The sequence below is a fragment of the Nocardia sp. bgisy118 genome (assembly GCF_057708605.1).
Window position 1 is genome coordinate 1 of the sequence record NZ_JBYISM010000036.1, and the last position, 15921, is coordinate 15921.

General features: G+C 69.1%; 16 protein-coding genes and 1 tRNA gene. 10 read left to right on the top strand and 7 right to left on the bottom strand.

Features of this window, described 5'->3' with window-relative positions; translation table 11 throughout:
• Nucleotides 1–134 precede the first annotated feature (134 nt).
• Nucleotides 135–217, bottom strand: a tRNA-Tyr gene (locus AC3EO7_RS32710).
• Between the two features lie 175 nt (nt 218–392).
• Between AC3EO7_RS32710 and AC3EO7_RS32715 the strand changes: the two genes are divergently transcribed.
• Entirely contained in the window at nt 393–884 is a 492-nt protein-coding gene (locus AC3EO7_RS32715) for a YajQ family cyclic di-GMP-binding protein (RefSeq protein ID WP_431966809.1), read from the top strand.
• A gap of 99 nt (nt 885–983) precedes the next feature.
• Here AC3EO7_RS32715 and htpX read toward each other — a convergent pair whose 3' ends face one another.
• Nucleotides 984–1862: a zinc metalloprotease HtpX gene (gene htpX, locus AC3EO7_RS32720; protein WP_431966811.1), complete on the bottom strand. Its 879-nt coding sequence runs from the start codon at nt 1860–1862 to the stop codon at nt 984–986.
• Between the two features lie 110 nt (nt 1863–1972).
• Nucleotides 1973–2995, bottom strand: coding sequence for a polyprenyl synthetase family protein (locus AC3EO7_RS32725; RefSeq protein WP_431966813.1), 1023 nt, complete (start codon nt 2993–2995; stop codon nt 1973–1975).
• 186 nt (nt 2996–3181) lie between these two features.
• Between AC3EO7_RS32725 and AC3EO7_RS32730 the strand changes: the two genes are divergently transcribed.
• From AC3EO7_RS32730 to AC3EO7_RS32740, 3 genes are read left to right on the top strand one after another with little or no spacing between them, the layout of a single operon-like run.
• On the top strand, nt 3182–4453 hold the full coding sequence (locus AC3EO7_RS32730) for a geranylgeranyl reductase family protein (protein ID WP_435593325.1): 1272 nt from the start codon (nt 3182–3184) through the stop codon (nt 4451–4453).
• A gap of 10 nt (nt 4454–4463) precedes the next feature.
• Nucleotides 4464–4883, top strand: a complete 420-nt coding sequence (locus AC3EO7_RS32735; protein ID WP_431966817.1) for a helix-turn-helix transcriptional regulator — start codon at nt 4464–4466, stop codon at nt 4881–4883.
• A 55-nt stretch (nt 4884–4938) separates the two neighbouring features.
• The gene (locus tag AC3EO7_RS32740; RefSeq protein WP_431966819.1) at nt 4939–5382 is read left to right on the top strand and encodes a VOC family protein; all 444 of its coding nucleotides are present in this window, start codon (nt 4939–4941) and stop codon (nt 5380–5382) included.
• A gap of 54 nt (nt 5383–5436) precedes the next feature.
• Here the strand turns inward: AC3EO7_RS32740 and AC3EO7_RS32745 are convergent, their stop codons facing one another.
• Nucleotides 5437–5943, bottom strand: coding sequence for a DUF2505 domain-containing protein (locus tag AC3EO7_RS32745; protein WP_431966821.1), 507 nt, complete (start codon nt 5941–5943; stop codon nt 5437–5439).
• 40 nt (nt 5944–5983) lie between these two features.
• On the opposite strand from AC3EO7_RS32745, the gene AC3EO7_RS32750 reads away from it, so the two are divergent.
• Nucleotides 5984–6457, top strand: a complete 474-nt coding sequence (locus AC3EO7_RS32750) for a DUF3592 domain-containing protein (protein WP_431966823.1) — start codon at nt 5984–5986, stop codon at nt 6455–6457.
• On the opposite strand, the gene AC3EO7_RS32755 is transcribed toward AC3EO7_RS32750, so the two are convergent.
• A complete protein-coding gene (locus AC3EO7_RS32755; protein ID WP_431966825.1) occupies nt 6435–6800 on the bottom strand; it encodes a cupin domain-containing protein in 366 nt (121 codons plus the stop codon). The genes AC3EO7_RS32750 and AC3EO7_RS32755 overlap by 23 nt on opposite strands.
• Before the next feature lie 63 nt (nt 6801–6863).
• Between AC3EO7_RS32755 and AC3EO7_RS32760 the strand changes: the two genes are divergently transcribed.
• The 3 genes from AC3EO7_RS32760 (at nt 6864) to AC3EO7_RS32770 (ending at nt 9365) form a co-directional block, all read left to right on the top strand.
• On the top strand, nt 6864–7331 hold the full coding sequence (locus AC3EO7_RS32760; RefSeq protein ID WP_431966827.1) for a MarR family winged helix-turn-helix transcriptional regulator: 468 nt from the start codon (nt 6864–6866) through the stop codon (nt 7329–7331).
• Between the two features lie 104 nt (nt 7332–7435).
• The gene (locus tag AC3EO7_RS32765; protein WP_435593326.1) at nt 7436–8578 is read left to right on the top strand and encodes a glycosyltransferase family 4 protein; all 1143 of its coding nucleotides are present in this window, start codon (nt 7436–7438) and stop codon (nt 8576–8578) included.
• Nucleotides 8579–8660: 82 nt separating this feature from the next.
• Entirely contained in the window at nt 8661–9365 is a 705-nt protein-coding gene (locus AC3EO7_RS32770) for a demethylmenaquinone methyltransferase (protein WP_435593327.1), read from the top strand.
• Nucleotides 9366–9438: 73 nt separating this feature from the next.
• On the opposite strand, the gene AC3EO7_RS32775 is transcribed toward AC3EO7_RS32770, so the two are convergent.
• Nucleotides 9439–9948, bottom strand: a complete 510-nt coding sequence (locus AC3EO7_RS32775) for an SgcJ/EcaC family oxidoreductase (protein ID WP_435593328.1) — start codon at nt 9946–9948, stop codon at nt 9439–9441.
• A gap of 60 nt (nt 9949–10008) precedes the next feature.
• On the opposite strand from AC3EO7_RS32775, the gene AC3EO7_RS32780 reads away from it, so the two are divergent.
• Together AC3EO7_RS32780 and AC3EO7_RS32785 are read left to right on the top strand one after the other, a co-directional pair.
• Nucleotides 10009–10482, top strand: coding sequence for a MarR family winged helix-turn-helix transcriptional regulator (locus tag AC3EO7_RS32780; protein ID WP_431966835.1), 474 nt, complete (start codon nt 10009–10011; stop codon nt 10480–10482).
• Between the two features lie 121 nt (nt 10483–10603).
• A complete protein-coding gene (locus tag AC3EO7_RS32785) occupies nt 10604–14830 on the top strand; it encodes a bifunctional nitrate reductase/sulfite reductase flavoprotein subunit alpha (RefSeq protein ID WP_435593329.1) in 4227 nt (1408 codons plus the stop codon).
• A gap of 41 nt (nt 14831–14871) precedes the next feature.
• Here the strand turns inward: AC3EO7_RS32785 and AC3EO7_RS32790 are convergent, their stop codons facing one another.
• Nucleotides 14872–15906 (bottom strand): aldo/keto reductase, encoded by a 1035-nt coding sequence (locus AC3EO7_RS32790; protein ID WP_435593355.1) that lies wholly within the window; start codon nt 15904–15906, stop codon nt 14872–14874.
• Nucleotides 15907–15921: the final 15 nt, after the last annotated feature.

Here is a 15921-nt window from a genome sequence, read left to right on the forward strand (position 1 = left end):
AACCAAAACCACTGAAAGGGGGTTCGGGGGGGCGAACCCCCGCCGGGCGGGGCGTGGGGGTTGCACCCCCACAAGGAAATACGAAGCGAGCCCCACATGCGCTTTCTGCATGTGAGGCTCGCTTGTGAGCGGAGTGGCAGGTGTAGGATTCGAACCTACGTAGGCTTTCACCGACAGATTTACAGTCTGCTCCCATTGGCCGCTCGGGCAACCTGCCTTACGTGCGCTTTCTCGGCGCGCAGAGCAGAATACAACGAACCCCGGTGTGTAATGCAAACCGGCTGGCCAACGGCCCTGCGGCGAGACTACGGTCGGTCTTCCGGGTAGAACTACGATGCCGGTTGCACCCGGTGTACGTGAGCCCGTCGGACCGTCAGGAACAGGAGCGCAGTGTGGCCGATTCGTCTTTCGATGTCGTCAGCAAGGTCGACCGGCAGGAGGTCGACAACGCTCTGCATCAGGCGGAGAAGGAGCTGAACACCCGCTACGACTTCCGTGGCACCGGCGCGAAGATCGAGTGGTCCGGCGAGGACAAGATCGTGCTGACGGCGGAGGCCGAGGAGCGCGTGAAGGCCGCGCTCGAGGTGTTCAAGGAGAAGCTGATCCGGCGGGACATCTCGCTGAAGGCGTTCGACGCGGGCGAGCCGGTGGCGTCCGGCAAGACCTACAAGATCACCGGCAGTCTGGTGCAGGGCATCGATGCCGAGAAGGCGAAGAAGATCTCGAAGAAGATCCGCGACGAGGGCCCGAAGGGCGTGAAGGCGCAGATTCAGGGCGACGAGCTACGGGTGAGCAGCAAGAAGCGCGACGATCTGCAGGCCGTGATCGCACTGCTGAAGGGCGAGGATTTCGAGATCGCGCTTCAGTTCGTCAACTACCGATAGCGGTTGCGCCGCAACGCCTTTCGTTGCCACACAGCCCAACGCCGACTCGGCGCGATACGAACCGAGCCCGCCAGTCATCCGGCCGGCGGGCTCGCTCGCTCAGTAGTTGCGCGGACCGCCCGCCATCTCCTCGAGCCGGGCTATCCGATCGGCCATCGGCGGGTGCGTGGAGAACCACCGCGCGGCCCGCTCACCGGCACGGAACGGGTTGGCGATCATCAGGTGCGACTGGGCCGTCAACTGCGGCTCAGGGGGCAGCGGAGCGGCCTGTACGCCGCGTTCCAGTTTCCGCAGGGCCGAGGCGAGCGCCAGCGGGTCGCCGGTGAGTTCGGCGCCGGACTGATCGGCCTGGTACTCACGGGAACGGGAGACGGCGAGCTTGATCAGGGTGGCCGCGATCGGGCCGAGCAGCGAGACCAACAACACACCGAGGATGTTGGGGCCGCCGTTGCCGCGGCCGCCGAAGGCCGACGCGAAGAAGGCCAGGTTGGCCAGGCCGGAGATGACCGCGGCCAGCGCGCCCGCGATGGACGAGATGAGGATGTCGCGGTTGTAGACGTGCGAGAGCTCGTGACCGAGCACCGCGCGCAGTTCGCGCTCGTCGAGGATCTGCAGGATGCCGCTGGTACAGCAGACCGCGGCGTGCCGCGGGTTGCGGCCGGTGGCGAAGGCGTTCGGCGCGTTGGTCGGACTGATGTAGAGCCGCGGCATCGGCTGCCGCGCCGCCGTCGCCAGTTCCCGCACGATCCGGTAGATGACCGGCGCTTCCAGCTCACTGACCGGCTGCGCGTGCATCGCCTTCAGCGCGAGCTTGTCGCTGTTGAAGTAGGCCCAGGCGTTCATGCCTACGGCCAGCAGGATGGAAATGACCAGGATCGTCGGGCTGCGGAACATAGCCCCGGCGAACACGATGATGGCCGAGAGCCCGACCATCAGACCGAAAGTCTTGAACCCGTTCGCATACCCGTGCCCGTGCATACGTCTCCTTGCCCACTCCCCCGTCCGTCGAGTGCGTTACGCCTGATCAACGATCGGCGCCGGGGCCAAAGTTCCTGAACGAGTCGGAGGCGCCGCGACGGCGCGTCCATTCACCCGACGCGTTCGATGGTGTAGCGGACGAGCTGTTCGAGCGCGTCGTTGGCCGGGCCGGCGGGCAGCGCGGACAGCTCGGCGTGCGCCAGGTCGGCGTAGCCCTGCAACTTCTCCTTGGCGAGCACCATGCCGCGCGAGCGGGCGAGCAGCGCCAGCGCCTCGTCGACCTCGTCGTCGGTCTCCAGCGGACGCGCCAGCAGCGTGCGCAGCCGGTCGCCCTCGGCGCCTTCGTCGCGCAGCGCGTACAGCACCGGCAGGGTGTGCACGCCTTCGCGCAGGTCGGTGCCAGGGGTCTTGCCGGATTGCTCGGAAGCCGAGGAGATGTCGATGATGTCGTCGGAGATCTGGAAGGCGGTGCCGACCGCGTCGCCGAGCCGGGCCAGCCGCTCGATGTGCTCGGGGCCCGCGCCGGAGAAGGTGCCGCCGAAGCGTCCGGCCGCGGCGATCAGCGAGCCGGTCTTCTCCCACACGACCCGCAGGTAGTGCTCGACCGGGTCCTGCGATTCGCGCGCGCCGACGGTCTCGCGCATCTGGCCGGTGACCAGTTCGGCGAAGGTCTCGGCGATGATGCGGACCGCGTCGGGGCCGAGCGTCGAGGTGAGCCTGGACGCGTGCGCGAACAGGTAGTCGCCCGCCAGGATCGCGACGTTGTTGCCCCAGCGCGAGTTCACGCTCGGCGCGCCGCGGCGCATCGGAGCCTCGTCCATCACGTCGTCGTGGTACAGCGTCGCCAGGTGCACGAGTTCGACCACGGTGCCCGCGGTGATCAGATCGGGATCGGTCGGGCGCGGACCGAGCTGACCCGTGAGGATGGTGAACAGCGGCCGGAACCGCTTGCCGCCCGCCCGTGCCAGATGTAGTGCGGCGTCCTGGAGGAAGTCCTCGCCGTCGGAGAGCTCGGCGATCAGGAGTTTCTCGACCTCTTCCAGGCCGTTGCGCACGCTCGCCGCGAGCTCGGGGTCACCGAGTTCGACCCCGGCGACCACCGTGCTCTCATCACTAACAGCCGATGTGCTCATCTCATCTCCCAGCGCCGCGTCCGACCCCACGGTAGAGAACCTAGCGTGTCCGACCCGCGTGGCCCATGAACACCGTCACTATGCGGTGTATCAGACACTTTTCCACACGGCGGCTCGGCCGGATACGCCGCCCGGCGAGTGGTCCGGCGTCGACACCGATCCGGCTGTCCTGCAAGTATTGAGCGCATGGGTGCACCGGATGTCACAGCCGACGACCGCGCGGAGAACCCGCTGCCCGATCGCGCCGAGGTCCTGGTCGTCGGCGCTGGTCCGGCCGGTTCCGCCGCGGCCGCCTGGGCCGCGCGCGCGGGCCGCGACGTACTGCTCACCGACGCCGCGGTCTTCCCCAGGGACAAGACCTGCGGCGACGGCTTGACACCGCGGGCAACCAAAGAGCTGGAACACCTCGGGCTCGGCGAGTGGCTGCGCGCGCACACCGTCCACCACGGCCTTCGCATGACCGGCTTCGGTAGGGAAGCCCTGCTCACCTGGCCCGGCGGCTCGTTTCCGAGCTACGGAAGCGCTGTCGCGCGAACCGAACTCGACGACAAGCTGCGCGAGACGGCGGTGAAGTCCGGTGTAAGGATGCTGGACGGCACGAAAGTGGTGGATGTCACCAGGGCGGGCGACCGGGTCGCCGGTGTGACGGTGCAGACGGCGGAGGGCGCGCGCGAGATCGCCTGCGACATCCTGATCGTCGCCGACGGCGTGCGCTCCCCCATCGGGAAACTGCTGGGCCGCACCTGGCATCGCCGTTTCGCCTACGGCACCGCGGCGCGCGCCTACATCAAGTCCGGCCGCAGCGACGACCAGTGGATCACCTCGCACCTCGAATTGCGCGATGCCGACGGCCAGTTGGTGCCCGGTTACGGCTGGGTGTTCCCGCTGGGCAACGGCGAGGTCAACATCGGCGTCGGCTCGCTGGCCACCGAGAAGCGGCCCTCCCACATCGCGCTGAAACCGCTGCTGCGCCACTACACCTCGCAGCGTTATCAGGAGTGGCAGTTCGAGGGCGAGCTGCGCGCGGTGGCTTCGGCGCTGCTGCCGATGGGCGGCGCGGTGTCGAACGTGGCAGGCCGCAACTGGGTGCTGGTCGGCGACGCCGCAGGCTGCGTGAACCCGCTCAACGGCGAGGGCATCGACTACGGCTTGGAGGGCGGGCACATGCTCGCCGATCTGCTGGACGCGCCCGATTTCACCGGGCTCTGGCCGGATCTGCTGCGCGCCCGCTACGGCCGCACCTTCTCGGTGGCGCGCCGGATCGCGGGCCTGGCCACCCATCCGCGCATGGTGCCAACGGGCGGCCCGCCGGTGATGCGTTCGAAGTATTTGCAGCGCACCGCGGTCCGCGTGATGGGCAATCTCGTCACCGACGAGGATCTGGACATGACCGCGCGCGCCTGGCGTCTGGCGGGCCGGGCATCCATGCGCTACGACGACCTGCCGCCCTTCACCTGAGCGCGGGCACATGGGCGAACCCCGCGGATTGCCCGCGCTCTACCTGCTCCCGCACCTGCGCAAGGCGCGTGACCTCGCGGATCGGCACTACGCCGACCCGCTGAATCTCGACGAATTGGCCGCCGCCGCGGGCGTTTCCAAATATCACTTCTTGCGCGCCTTCGCCGCGGTGTACGGCGTGACGCCGGCCGCGTACCTGGCCGAGCGCCGCATCGAGCGCGCCCAGGATCTGCTGCGCGCCACCAACCTGACGGTCACCGAGGTCTGCATGATGGTCGGCTACACCAGTCTCGGCTCGTTCAGCTCCAAGTTCCGTCAGCTGGTCGGCGTCACGCCGTCGGAGTATCAGGCGAAATTCGCGGACGGCGCACCGCGCATTCCCGGCTGCTACGTCTTCATGCACGGCCTGTCCGACCGCAAGCGTCCCTGACGACACCGCAATTTCGGAGAAGCCGAAGCGTCGACAACGCTCATAGCCTGGGAGCATGACGACGATTACGAACATTTCCCTGGTCACCGTCTATGTCACCGATCAGGACGAGGCCAAGCGGTGGTACATCGACAAGCTCGGGTTCGTGGAGACCGGCGACGTCACCATGGGCGAGAACGGCTTCCGCTGGGTGACCGTCGCGCACCCGGATCACCGGGAACTGGAGGTCACGCTGATGATCCCCGGCCCGCCGCTCGACGAGAACATGGCCGAGGCGGTCCGGCGCGCACTGGCCAACGGCACGCACGGCGCGTTGGGTCTGCGGACGGAGAACTGTCAGAAGACCTTCGAGGAGCTCACCGCCAAGGGTGTCGAGTTCATCCAACCGCCTGCCGAGCGTCCGTACGGCACCGAGGCGATCATCCGGGACAACTCGGGCAACTGGCTGGTGCTGGTGGAGAACAAGGAGTTCGATCCGCGGAACTTCACCGAGCAGTGACGGGCGGACGACGTCGGGCGCCCCGCGCCGGGGCGCCCGACTCGACGGAATAGGTCAGGCGGTCGCCTGCGCGCCGAACCACTCCTCGAAGAACTTGCGCTCGCTGTTGAGCACGCGGTGGAACAGCTGCTCGGCCAGCGGCTCGATGGCCCCGCCGACCAGCGTCACCTTCACCTCGACGGAGCCGACGACCTCGATCTCGCTGCCTTCGGCGGTCGGGCGCAGTTCGTAGGAGCCCGACATCCGGGTGGTGATACCCGCGGTGTCGGCCTGGAAGACGCCCTTGGCGATCTCGCCGTCCAACGCCTGCCAGTCGTCGGTGCGCGAGAGCACCAGTTCGTTCTTGAGTACTTTGCGTACGATCCCGGGAATCTTGTCCTGACGAGCCTTTTCGGTCATGTGAATGCGGATGGTGCCCGCGCCGCCCGGATGCGACAGCTCGAGTGTCGCGGTCTCGGCCCCCGCGAAGCGGGAGCGCCAGACGTCGTCGGTGGTGAGTGCCCGGTGAAGATCTTCGACCGGAACGGTGTAAGGCACGGTGAAGCTGAATTTTCGGGACATGGGCGCACACGCTAGCCGAGTCCATCGGTAGCCTGTTGCGGTGTCGGAAACCACCCAGTCCGTAAGGCGGACCGTCCGCCTGCGGCGGGCGAGAATCGGCGTACTCACCGCCGCGGCTGTTGTCAGTGTGCTCATGGTGCTGCTGGTGCTCGCGGCCTGGCGCAACGACTATCTGATCAGTTCCGACCGCGGGGTGACCACCGGCGAGGTGCTCTCGGCGGGCAGGCTGCGCTCGGCGGTCATCTACGTCACGCCCGACGGCGAGACGCACAATCCGAAGGTCGGCGTGCTGTATCCGACCAACCTGACCGCGGGCGAGCGCATCAACGTCGAGTACAGCCGCAGCGATCCCGATCTGGTCCGGGTGGCGGGTCGTGACGTCCGGGTCGCGATCCAGCCCGCCCTCTCGGTGATCGTGGTGGTGTGGGCGCTGGCCCTGCCCGCGCTGTGGTTGATCGTCCGCGCGGGCAGGCGCGAGCCCGAGCAGCGGGTCACTGCGCCCACGGCGGGCTGAGCTTGCTGCCGTCGGCCATGGTGGCCTGGAATCCGGCGGCGATCGCGACGTGCGCCACGGCCGGTTCGCCGGACGGGTTGGCGACCGAGATCGGCTCGCCCGCGGGCACGATGGCGACATCGCCCACGGCGAGCCGCTGACCGCTGACCTCCAGTACTCCGGAGAGCACCAGGAAGATCTCGTCGCGGTCCAGGACGTGCGCGTCGTCGCTGTCGCGGTGCGGCGCGACGGTGAGACGCCAAGTACAGATGTCCGCCGAGCCGCGGCTCGGCGCCGCCATGGCGCTGAACTCGATGCCGGGAAGCTCGAAGCGCTGCGCTTCGGCGGCCTTGATGACATGCATGGAAACTCCCACGAAAAGATAGACAAGCCAACTTGATCAAGTTGGCTTGTCTATCATGACGGGATGGCATCCACACCGCAAGACCCGGATCTCGGCATCCTGCTCGGCCTCGCCTGGGAGCAGTTCGTCGTCGAACTGCGAGCGTCCTTGGCGGAGCAGGGTTTCGACGACACGGGCCGTTCCGACGGCTATGTGTTCCGCTGCCTGACGAAACGGCCGATGAACGTCAGCGAGCTGGCCGAACGGCTCGCGATCAGCAAGCAGGGCGCCGCACAGATCGTCGACGACATGCAGCAGCGCGGGTACGTGGAACGCCGCCCCGATCCGGCCGACGGCCGCGCCAAACTCCTCTACCTCACCGAACGCGGCAACGCCGCACTCGCCGCCGCGCGGCGCTTCCACCGGAACCGGGAGCAGCGCCTCGTGCGCGAACTCGGCGCGGATGCGGTGAATACGCTGCGTACGGCGCTGGGTGCGATCGCGACCGAGGAGCGGCTGGCCGACCCGCAGCTGCGGGCGCTGCACATCTGACGCGCTGGGGACTGTCTGCGACAGCGCGAGGAGTTCGCCGGAACTTTCCGCGCCCTTCATGTCCGCGTGGCTGCGGCGCGCGCTGCGCGGGTCACGCTGAGGTGGTGCGCGTAGCCATCGTTTCGGAGTCCTTCCTGCCGAACATGAACGGCGTCGTCAACTCGGTGCTCCGGGTGCTCGATCATCTGGACAAGCACGGACACGAGGCGCTGGTGATCGCACCCGACACACCGCGCGGCCTGCCCGCCGCCGCATGGACGCACGGTCGTTTCCCGGTACACCGGGTGCCCGCGGTGATGGTGCCCAAGGTCAGCTCGCTGCCGGTCGGGTTGCCGCAGCCGGGTATCACCGCCGCGATCGCCGAATTCGACGCCGACGTGGTGCATCTGGCCTCCCCCTTCCTGCTCGGCGCGGGCGGGCTCGGTGCGGCCCTGCGACTGGATCTGCCGACGGTCGCGGTGTATCAGACCGATGTGGCCGGCTTCGCCAAGAGCTACGGACTCGGACTGGCCAGCCGCGCGGCATGGGTCTGGACCAAGCGCATCCACGAGGGCGCCACCCGCACGCTGGCGCCGTCGCGCGCGGCCGCGGAAGACCTGGTCAGGCACGGCATCCCGCGCGTGCACCGGTGGGGCCGCGGCGTGGACATCGGCCGGTTCACCCCCTCGGCCCACCGCGCGGACCTGCGCGAACGCTGGCTGGGCGGACACGAGCGGCTGCTGGTCGGATTCGTGGGTCGGCTGGCCCCGGAGAAGCACGTCGAGCGACTGGCCGTACTGGCCGACGACCCCGGCATTCAGCTGGTGATCGTCGGCGACGGCCCGGAACGCGACCGGCTGGCCCGGCTCATGCCCGGCGCGGTCTTCACCGGCGAACTGGGCGGCGACGAACTCGCGCAGGCGTACGCGAGCCTGGATGTGATGGTGCACGCGGGCGAGCACGAGACCTTCTGCCAGGGCGTGCAGGAGGCGCTCGCCTCCGGCGTCCCGGTCATCGGGCCCGACGCGGGCGGTCCGCGCGACCTCATCGCGCACTGCCGCAACGGCTATCTGCTTCCGGTCGACCGCTTCACCGAACTGCTACCCAGCGCCGTGGCCGCGTTGCGCGACCCGGCACTGCGCGCCCGTTTCGCCAGCGCCGCCCGCAAGTCCGTACTGCACCGAACCTGGCCTGCCATTTGTGACGAGTTGATGGCGCACTACACCGACGTCACCGGCCAGGACTTCCGCCTGTCGAATACGGCGTGAGCCCGGCGCCCGACGGGCGAATATCGGCTCTGTGAGCGGTCACACGCGGGTCCGTAAAGGGCAGTCCCTTAAGGTCGTTGACGTGGCGAATACGCATGCAGGTCGAGCCTCACTGGACAAGCGGCCGAGCGAGGTCGCGTCGATGTTCGACGGGGTCGCGAAGCGGTACGACCTCACCAACACCGTCATTTCCGCCGGCCAGGACCGCTACTGGCGCTGGGCGACCCGCAAGGCGCTCGGGCTCCGGCCGGGCGAGCGGGTGCTGGACTTGGCGGCGGGCACCGGCGTCTCCACCTTGGAATTCGGCAAGTCCGGCGCCTGGTGCGTGGCGGCCGACTTCTCCAAGGGCATGCTCGCGGCGGGACGGTTCCGCGGTGTGCCGATGGTCGCGGGCGATGCCATGGCGCTGCCCTTCGCCGACGATTCCTTCGACGCGGTGACCATCTCCTACGGTCTGCGCAATATCGCCGATCCCGATCTGGCGCTGCGCGAGATGCTGCGCGTCACCAAGCCGGGCGGGCGGCTGGTGGTCGCCGAGTTCTCGACGCCGATCGTGCCGGTGTTCCGCACCGTGTACATGGAGTACCTGATGAAGGCGCTGCCGCAGGTGGCGCGGGCGGTCAGCAGCAACCCCGACGCGTACGTGTATCTGGCGGAATCGATTCGGGCCTGGCCGAACCAGCGGCAGCTGGCCATGCGGATCGCCAAGGCGGGATGGTCGTCGGTCAAGTGGCGCAACCTCACCGGCGGTGTCGTCGCACTGCACCGGGGTTACAAACTGGGCTGAGCGCCGGATCTTCCCCAGGGCGGCCGCGTCGAACCGGCCGCGCTGGGGCTTTCAGGCCACGGCCTGGGGGCTTTCAGGCCACCGCCGGGCGGCGACCGAGGCCGAGGCGGCGGGCGACGCGAGTCATCAGATGCGACATCCGCGAGGGGAAGGATTCCGGGGCGGGAACCGTGACCGGGCGGACGCGTCCGTTGTGGATGGCGGCGATGCGCCAGCCGTCGGGGGTGCGCGCCACGACGACGGTCTGCCGGGAGAGCCTGCGCTTCGGCAGCCGGGAACGCCACGGCATCAGCACCGACGCGGTGCCGTACAGGACGGCGACGTCGGGCGTGATGTAGCGGATCGATTCGAGGTCACCCACCAGTGCCGAGTCCGCGAGCACGCCGCGGAACAACTGGTCGTGGTTGCGCTGATGCTCCGCGCGTCCGATGGCGCGGGTGCCGTCGTAGGAGACGTAGTCGGAGTCCTCGGTGAACAGCGCGCCGAAGGCGGCCGCGTCGTTGTCGGTCCACGCCCGCATGAAGCGCTGGAACAGGTCGCGGATCAGGGTGTCGTCGCCGGTGCGATCGAGAGTGTGGTTCATGGTGCGTTGCTCCGTGCTAATATTTTGACTGTCGAACAATAAGATAACAGAAAGGTTCGAATGTCGAAAGATGAGAGGATCGACGCGGTCGGCGAACAGCTGCGACTGCTCCAGCGCAGCTTCGACACCTTCGACGAGGCCGCCGCCGCCCGGCTCGGCCTCAACCGCACGGATCTGCGCTGCCTGGACATCGTGCTCGGACGCGGACCGCTGCCCGCGGGCGAACTGAGCGCCGAGCTGAAACTCAGCCCCGGCGCCACCACAACGGTCATCGATCGGCTGCAACGCGCGGGATTCGTCACCCGCAATCAAGACCCGGCCAGCCGCCGCCGGGTGCTCGTCGAGGCCACCGACGCCGCACGCGCCGCCGCGGCCGACATCTTCGTACCCGTCGGCATCGCGGGAGCCCAGGCGCTGCGCCGCTACGACGCCGACCAGCTCGACCTCATCCTCGACTTCCTCGGCACCGCACTCGCCGTCCACCGCGCCGAGACCGAACGGCTCACGGCCGAAACATCGGAGCAACCGCGCTGAGCTGCGGCGACGTGACCGACGACACAGCTCACAGCCGCGATTGTTGGCTGTGAGGAGAATTGTCACCTGGCGATAACGTCCGGTAAATCCGGCGCAATCGGCGTTCCGCATGATCGGTGGCATGTCGGACGCAGCCAGCAGCCCCGCGCCGGGCACCGCCAGAACGGCGTGCTCGTACTGCGGCGTGGGTTGCGGCATCACGGTCGAGACCAAGCCGGGCGCCGAAGGGGCGCCGGTGATCGCCAAGGTCAGCGGCGACAAGCTGCATCCCGCGAACGCGGGCAGGCTCTGCACCAAGGGCGCCACCCACGCGGAGCTGATGCGGACGCCCGGCCGAATGGCCACCGCCTATCGGCGTCCCGAGCGCGGGCAGGAGCCGACGCCGATCGCCGTGGACGCCGCGGTGCGCGAGGCGGCCGATCGGCTGCGCGCGATCCTGGACGAGCACGGGCCCGACGCCATCGCGCTGTACGTCTCCGGGCAGATGTCGCTGGAAGCGCAGTACTTGGCCACCAAACTGGCCAAGGGCTACCTGCGGACCGTGCACATCGAGGCCAACTCGCGACTGTGCATGGCCAGCGCGGGCACCGGCTACAAACAGTCGCTCGGCGCCGACGGGCCGCCCGGCTCCTACGACGATTTCGAGCACGCCGACCTGTTCTTCGTCATCGGCGCGAACATGGCCGACTGCCATCCGATCCTCTACCTGCGCATGGCCGACCGGCTGAAGACGGGCGCCAAGCTGATCGTCGCCGACCCGCGCCGCACCGACACCGCCGCGCGCGCCGACCTGTACCTCCAGCTGCGCCCCGGCACCGACCTCGCGCTGCTCAACGGCCTGCTGCACCTGCTCGTCGCCAACGGCGACATCGACAAGGAATTCATCGCCGAGCACACCGAGGGCTGGGACGCCATGCCCGACTTCCTCACCGACTATCCGCCCGCCGAAGTCGCCGAGATCACCGGCCTCGCCGAACAGGACATCCGCACCGCGGCGCGCTGGATCGCCGAGGCAGGCGAGTGGATGACGCTGTGGACGATGGGACTCAACCAGTCCACCCACGGCACCTGGAACACCAACGCGATCTGCAACCTGCACCTGGCCACCGGCGCCATCTGCCGTCCCGGCAGCGGGCCCTTCTCGCTGACCGGCCAGCCCAACGCCATGGGCGGACGCGAGATGGGCTACATGGGCCCCGGCCTGCCCGGTCAGCGCTCACTGCTCTCGCCCGCCGACCGCACCTTCGTGGAGACGGCATGGGGCGTGCACCCCGGCACCATTCGCACCGAGGCGGGGCCGGGCACCATCGAGATGTTCCGCGGCATGGCCGAGGGCGAGATCAAGGCGGCGTGGATCATCTGCACCAATCCGGTTGCCTCCGTGGCCAACCGAAAGACGGTGATCGCGGGCCTCGAAGCCGCCGAGCTGGTGATCGCACAAGACGCCTACACCGACACCGCCACCAACTCCTACGCCGACCTGTTGCTGCCCGCCACGCTCTGGGCCGAGGCCGACGCGGTGATGGTGAACTCCGAACGCAATGTCACCCTGTTGCAGCGCTCGGTCGACCCGGTCGGCGACGCGCGGCCGGACTGGCTGCTGATCGCGCAGGTGGCCACGGCCATGGGCTTCCCCGGCTTCGAATACGCTTCCAGCGCTGAGGTTTTCGCCGAGATCCAGGGCTTCGCCAATCCGGCGACCGGCTACGACCTGCGCGGCATGAGCTTCGACGCGCTGCGCGATGGCCCGATGCAGTGGCCGTGCGCCGAACCCGGCAAGCACCGCAACCCGATCCGCTACTTGAACGACGGCGTCAGCCAGGATCTTTTCGTCGACGACGAGGGCCACCGCCCGCGTCTGGCCTTCGCCACCGCGAGCCGCCGCGCGATGTTCTGGCCGCGCCCGCACCTGCCGCCGGAGGAAATGCCCGACGACGACTACCCGTTCGTGCTGAACACCGGTCGCCTGCAACACCAGTGGCACACCATGACCAAGACCGGCAAGATCGCCAAGCTCACCAAGCTGACCGGGCAGCCGTTCCTCGAGGTGCATCCGGAGGACGCCGAGCGGCTCGGCGTCGGCGCTGGTGACCAGCTCGAAATCGCTTCCCGCCGTGGCCGAGCCGTGCTGCCGGTGCAGATCAGCGACCGGGTGCGCCCAGGCGACTGCTTCGCGCCATTCCATTGGAACGACGAACAGGGTGAGTACCTGACCATCAACGCCGTCACCAACGACGCCGTCGACCCGGCCTCGCTGCAACCCGAGTTCAAGCAGTGCGCCGTCTCGCTGCGCCGCGTCGCGCCGATGAAGCAGGCCGAGACTCCGGTCGCCGAAGGGGTTTCCGCGTCGCAGGCGGGCGCGCATCCGCTCGCGGTGATGCTCGGGCTGGACAGCGGGGTCGCGCCGACGCTCACCGACACCGAACAGATCTACCTCAGCGGGTATCTGGCCGCGCTGCACTCGCTGCCGGTGGTCGGTCAGCCGGTGCTGCCGGAGACCGCGCCGCTGTCCACCCGCAGCAGGCTCTGGATCGACGGACTGCTCGCGGGCATGTACTCGCGCGGCGCGCTGTCGTCCGAGGTCCCGGCTCCCCCGGCGGAGCAGCGGCCGGTCACGGTGCTGTGGGCCTCGCAGACCGGCAACGCCGAGGAGTTCGCCGCGGCGGCGGCCGAGCGCCTGGCCGAATCCGGCTTCACGCCGCGGCTTTTCGAGATGGATTCCTACGATCTCGGCGCGCTCACCGGCGACGCCCTGTTCATCAGCAGCACCTTCGGCGACGGCGGTCCGCCGGACAACGGCGTGGACTTCTGGGCCAGGCTCACCGACAGCGCGACCCGGCTGACCGGCCTGCGCTACGCCGTTCTCGCGCTCGGCGACTCCTCCTACGACGACTTCTGCGGGCACGGCCGCAAGCTGGACGAGAAGCTGGCCGAACGCGGCGCGACCCGGCTGCTGCCCCGGGTGGATTGCGAACCCGACTACGACGAGCCCGCGGCGCGCTGGCTCGACGCGGTGCTCGGCGCGTTCGGCGGCGGGAACGACAACGGCGGCGGCGGGAACGACGGCGGCCCCGACGACCGTGACGGTCCGGCTCCCTCGGGTGGTTCAGGCCTGCGCCCACCGGTGCGCGCCGCGAGTTCCGGCGGCACCATGGTGCTCACCAGGCCCGATGCCCCGGCTCCGGCACGTTCCCTGCGCGCCGCGCCCGCCCGGTTCACCCGCAACGCGCCGGTGGCCGCACCGCTCGTGCGCAACGAACAGCTCTCGCGCGCCGGATCGCCGAAAGAGGTGCGCCAGTTCGGTTTCGATCTGCGCGGCCTGGACGCGGGCTACGAGGTGGGCGATTCGCTCGGCGTGTGGCCGTCGAACTGTCCGTCGCTGGTCGAGGAGTGGCTCACCGCCACGGGCCTGGACGGCAGGCGCGTCATCGAGGTGGACGACCTGGAGATGCCGCTGACCGAAGCGCTGCGCACCCGGTACGACATCACCAAGGTCAGCCACGACCTGCTCGGCTTCATCGGCGAACGCAACCCGAGCAACCAGCTCGCCAAGCTGCTGCGCAGGGACAACCGCAACGAGCTGGACAGCTATCTGTGGGATCGCCAGGGCGTCGACGTGCTGCGCGACTTCCCGGTGCGCGCCGATCTGGTGGAATGGCTCGGCGCGCTGAAAAAGCTCCAGCCGCGCCAGTATTCGATCTCGTCGAGTCCGCTGGTCAGCCCGGACGAGGTGCAGCTGACGGTCGGCGTGGTGCGCTACGGCGAGCCCTCCGGCCCGACCGCCCGGCGCGGCGGAGTGTGCTCCACCTTCCTCGCCGACCGGGTGTCGGACGAGTCCGCCGACGCCACCGTGCCGATCTTCCTGCAGCGCGCACCGCATTTCCGGCCGCCGCTCGACCCGACGGCGCCGATGATCATGGTGGGACCCGGCACCGGCATCGCCCCGTTCCGCGGCTTCCTGCACGAGCGCAGGGCGCTGGGCGCGACGGGCCGCAACTGGCTGTTCTTCGGCGAACAGCACGCGGCGCAGAACTTCTACTACCGCGCGGAGCTGGAGGACATGTTCCGCACCGGTTTCCTGACCCGTCTCGACCTGGCGTTCTCCCGCGACCAGCGGGAGCGGATCTACGTGCAGCACCGGATGATCGAGCACGGCGCCGAGTTGTGGTCGTGGCTGCGCGACGGCGCCCACTTCTACGTGTGCGGCGATGCGGCGCGCATGGCCAAGGACGTCGACGACACGCTGCTCGCCATCGCCCGTATCCACGGCAAGCTGGACGAGGACGGCGCGCTGGCGTTCCGCAAGCAGCTCGTCGCCGAAAAGCGTTACGTGCGCGACGTGTACTGAGCCACCGCGGAGCGGCCCGCCCAGAGGCGGGCCGAATCCCGCTACACCACAGGCGGATTGAGCCGGGTGAAGTCCGGCAGGCGGTAGTACGGGTAGTAGGGGTACGGCGGGGTGACGGCGCCTGCCTTGTCCAGGCGGGCGATCTGCTCCGGGTCCAGGCGCCAGCCGACGGCGCCGAGGTTCTGACGCAACTGTTCCTCGTTGCGCGCGCCGACGATGACCGTCGCCACGGTGGGGCGCGTGAGCAGCCAGTTGAGCGCGATCTGCGGGACGGTCCTGCCGGTCTCGGCGGCGATCTCGTCCAGCACGTCGACCACGTCGTAGAGCAGCTCGTCGTCGACGGGCGGACCGGCCTCGGCGGTCCGGTGCAGCCTGCTGCCCGCCGGAAGTGGTTGGCCGCGCCGGATCTTGCCGGTGAGCCTGCCCCAGCCGAGCGGGCTCCAGACCACCGCGCCGACGCCTTGGTCCCGGCCGAGCGGCATCAGCTCCCACTCGTAGTCGCGGCCGACCAGCGAGTAGTACACCTGGTGCGCGACGTAGCGGGTCAGTCCGTTGCGATCTGCGGCGGCAAGGGATTTCATCAGCTGCCAGCCCGCGAAGTTGGAGGCCCCGAGGTAGCGGATCTTGCCCGCGCGCACCAGGTCGTCGAGTGCGGCGAGCGTCTCCTCGACCGGGGTGTGCGCGTCGAAGGCGTGCAGCTGGAACAGGTCGATGTGGTCGACGCCGAGGCGGCGCAGCGAGCCTTCGACCGCGCCGATCAGCCGGGCGCGGCCCGAACCCGCGTCGCTGGGTCCCGGCCCGGTCGGCAGACCCGCCTTGGTGGACAGCAGCAGCCGCTCCCGCCTGCCCTTGATGGCCGCGCCCAGGACTTCCTCCGAGGCGCCGTCGGAGTAGACGTCGGCCGTGTCGAACATCGTGACGCCCGCGTCCAGGCTGATATCGATCAGCCGCCGCGCCTGCTCCGCATCGGTGTCGCCCCACGCGCCGAACAGTTCGCCGCGACCGCCGAAGGTGCCCGCGCCGAAGCTCAGCGCCGGGACGAGCAGACCCGATGCGCCCAGCCGCCGGTACTCCATCTGCGTGTCCACAGT

Coding starts and splice junctions, on each gene's coding strand:
- htpX (WP_431966811.1), bottom strand. CDS start 1,862: ATGCACGGGCACGGGTATGCGAACGGGTTCAAGACTTTCGGTCTGATG.
- AC3EO7_RS32790 (WP_435593355.1), bottom strand. CDS start 15,906: ATGGAGTACCGGCGGCTGGGCGCATCGGGTCTGCTCGTCCCGGCGCTG.
- AC3EO7_RS32760 (WP_431966827.1), top strand. CDS start 6,864: ATGGCATCCACACCGCAAGACCCGGATCTCGGCATCCTGCTCGGCCTC.
- AC3EO7_RS32755 (WP_431966825.1), bottom strand. CDS start 6,800: ATGCATGTCATCAAGGCCGCCGAAGCGCAGCGCTTCGAGCTTCCCGGC.
- AC3EO7_RS32725 (WP_431966813.1), bottom strand. CDS start 2,995: ATGAGCACATCGGCTGTTAGTGATGAGAGCACGGTGGTCGCCGGGGTC.
- AC3EO7_RS32730 (WP_435593325.1), top strand. CDS start 3,182: ATGGGTGCACCGGATGTCACAGCCGACGACCGCGCGGAGAACCCGCTG.
- AC3EO7_RS32735 (WP_431966817.1), top strand. CDS start 4,464: ATGGGCGAACCCCGCGGATTGCCCGCGCTCTACCTGCTCCCGCACCTG.
- AC3EO7_RS32745 (WP_431966821.1), bottom strand. CDS start 5,943: ATGTCCCGAAAATTCAGCTTCACCGTGCCTTACACCGTTCCGGTCGAA.
- AC3EO7_RS32775 (WP_435593328.1), bottom strand. CDS start 9,948: ATGAACCACACTCTCGATCGCACCGGCGACGACACCCTGATCCGCGAC.
- AC3EO7_RS32785 (WP_435593329.1), top strand. CDS start 10,604: ATGTCGGACGCAGCCAGCAGCCCCGCGCCGGGCACCGCCAGAACGGCG.
- AC3EO7_RS32780 (WP_431966835.1), top strand. CDS start 10,009: ATGTCGAAAGATGAGAGGATCGACGCGGTCGGCGAACAGCTGCGACTG.
- AC3EO7_RS32740 (WP_431966819.1), top strand. CDS start 4,939: ATGACGACGATTACGAACATTTCCCTGGTCACCGTCTATGTCACCGAT.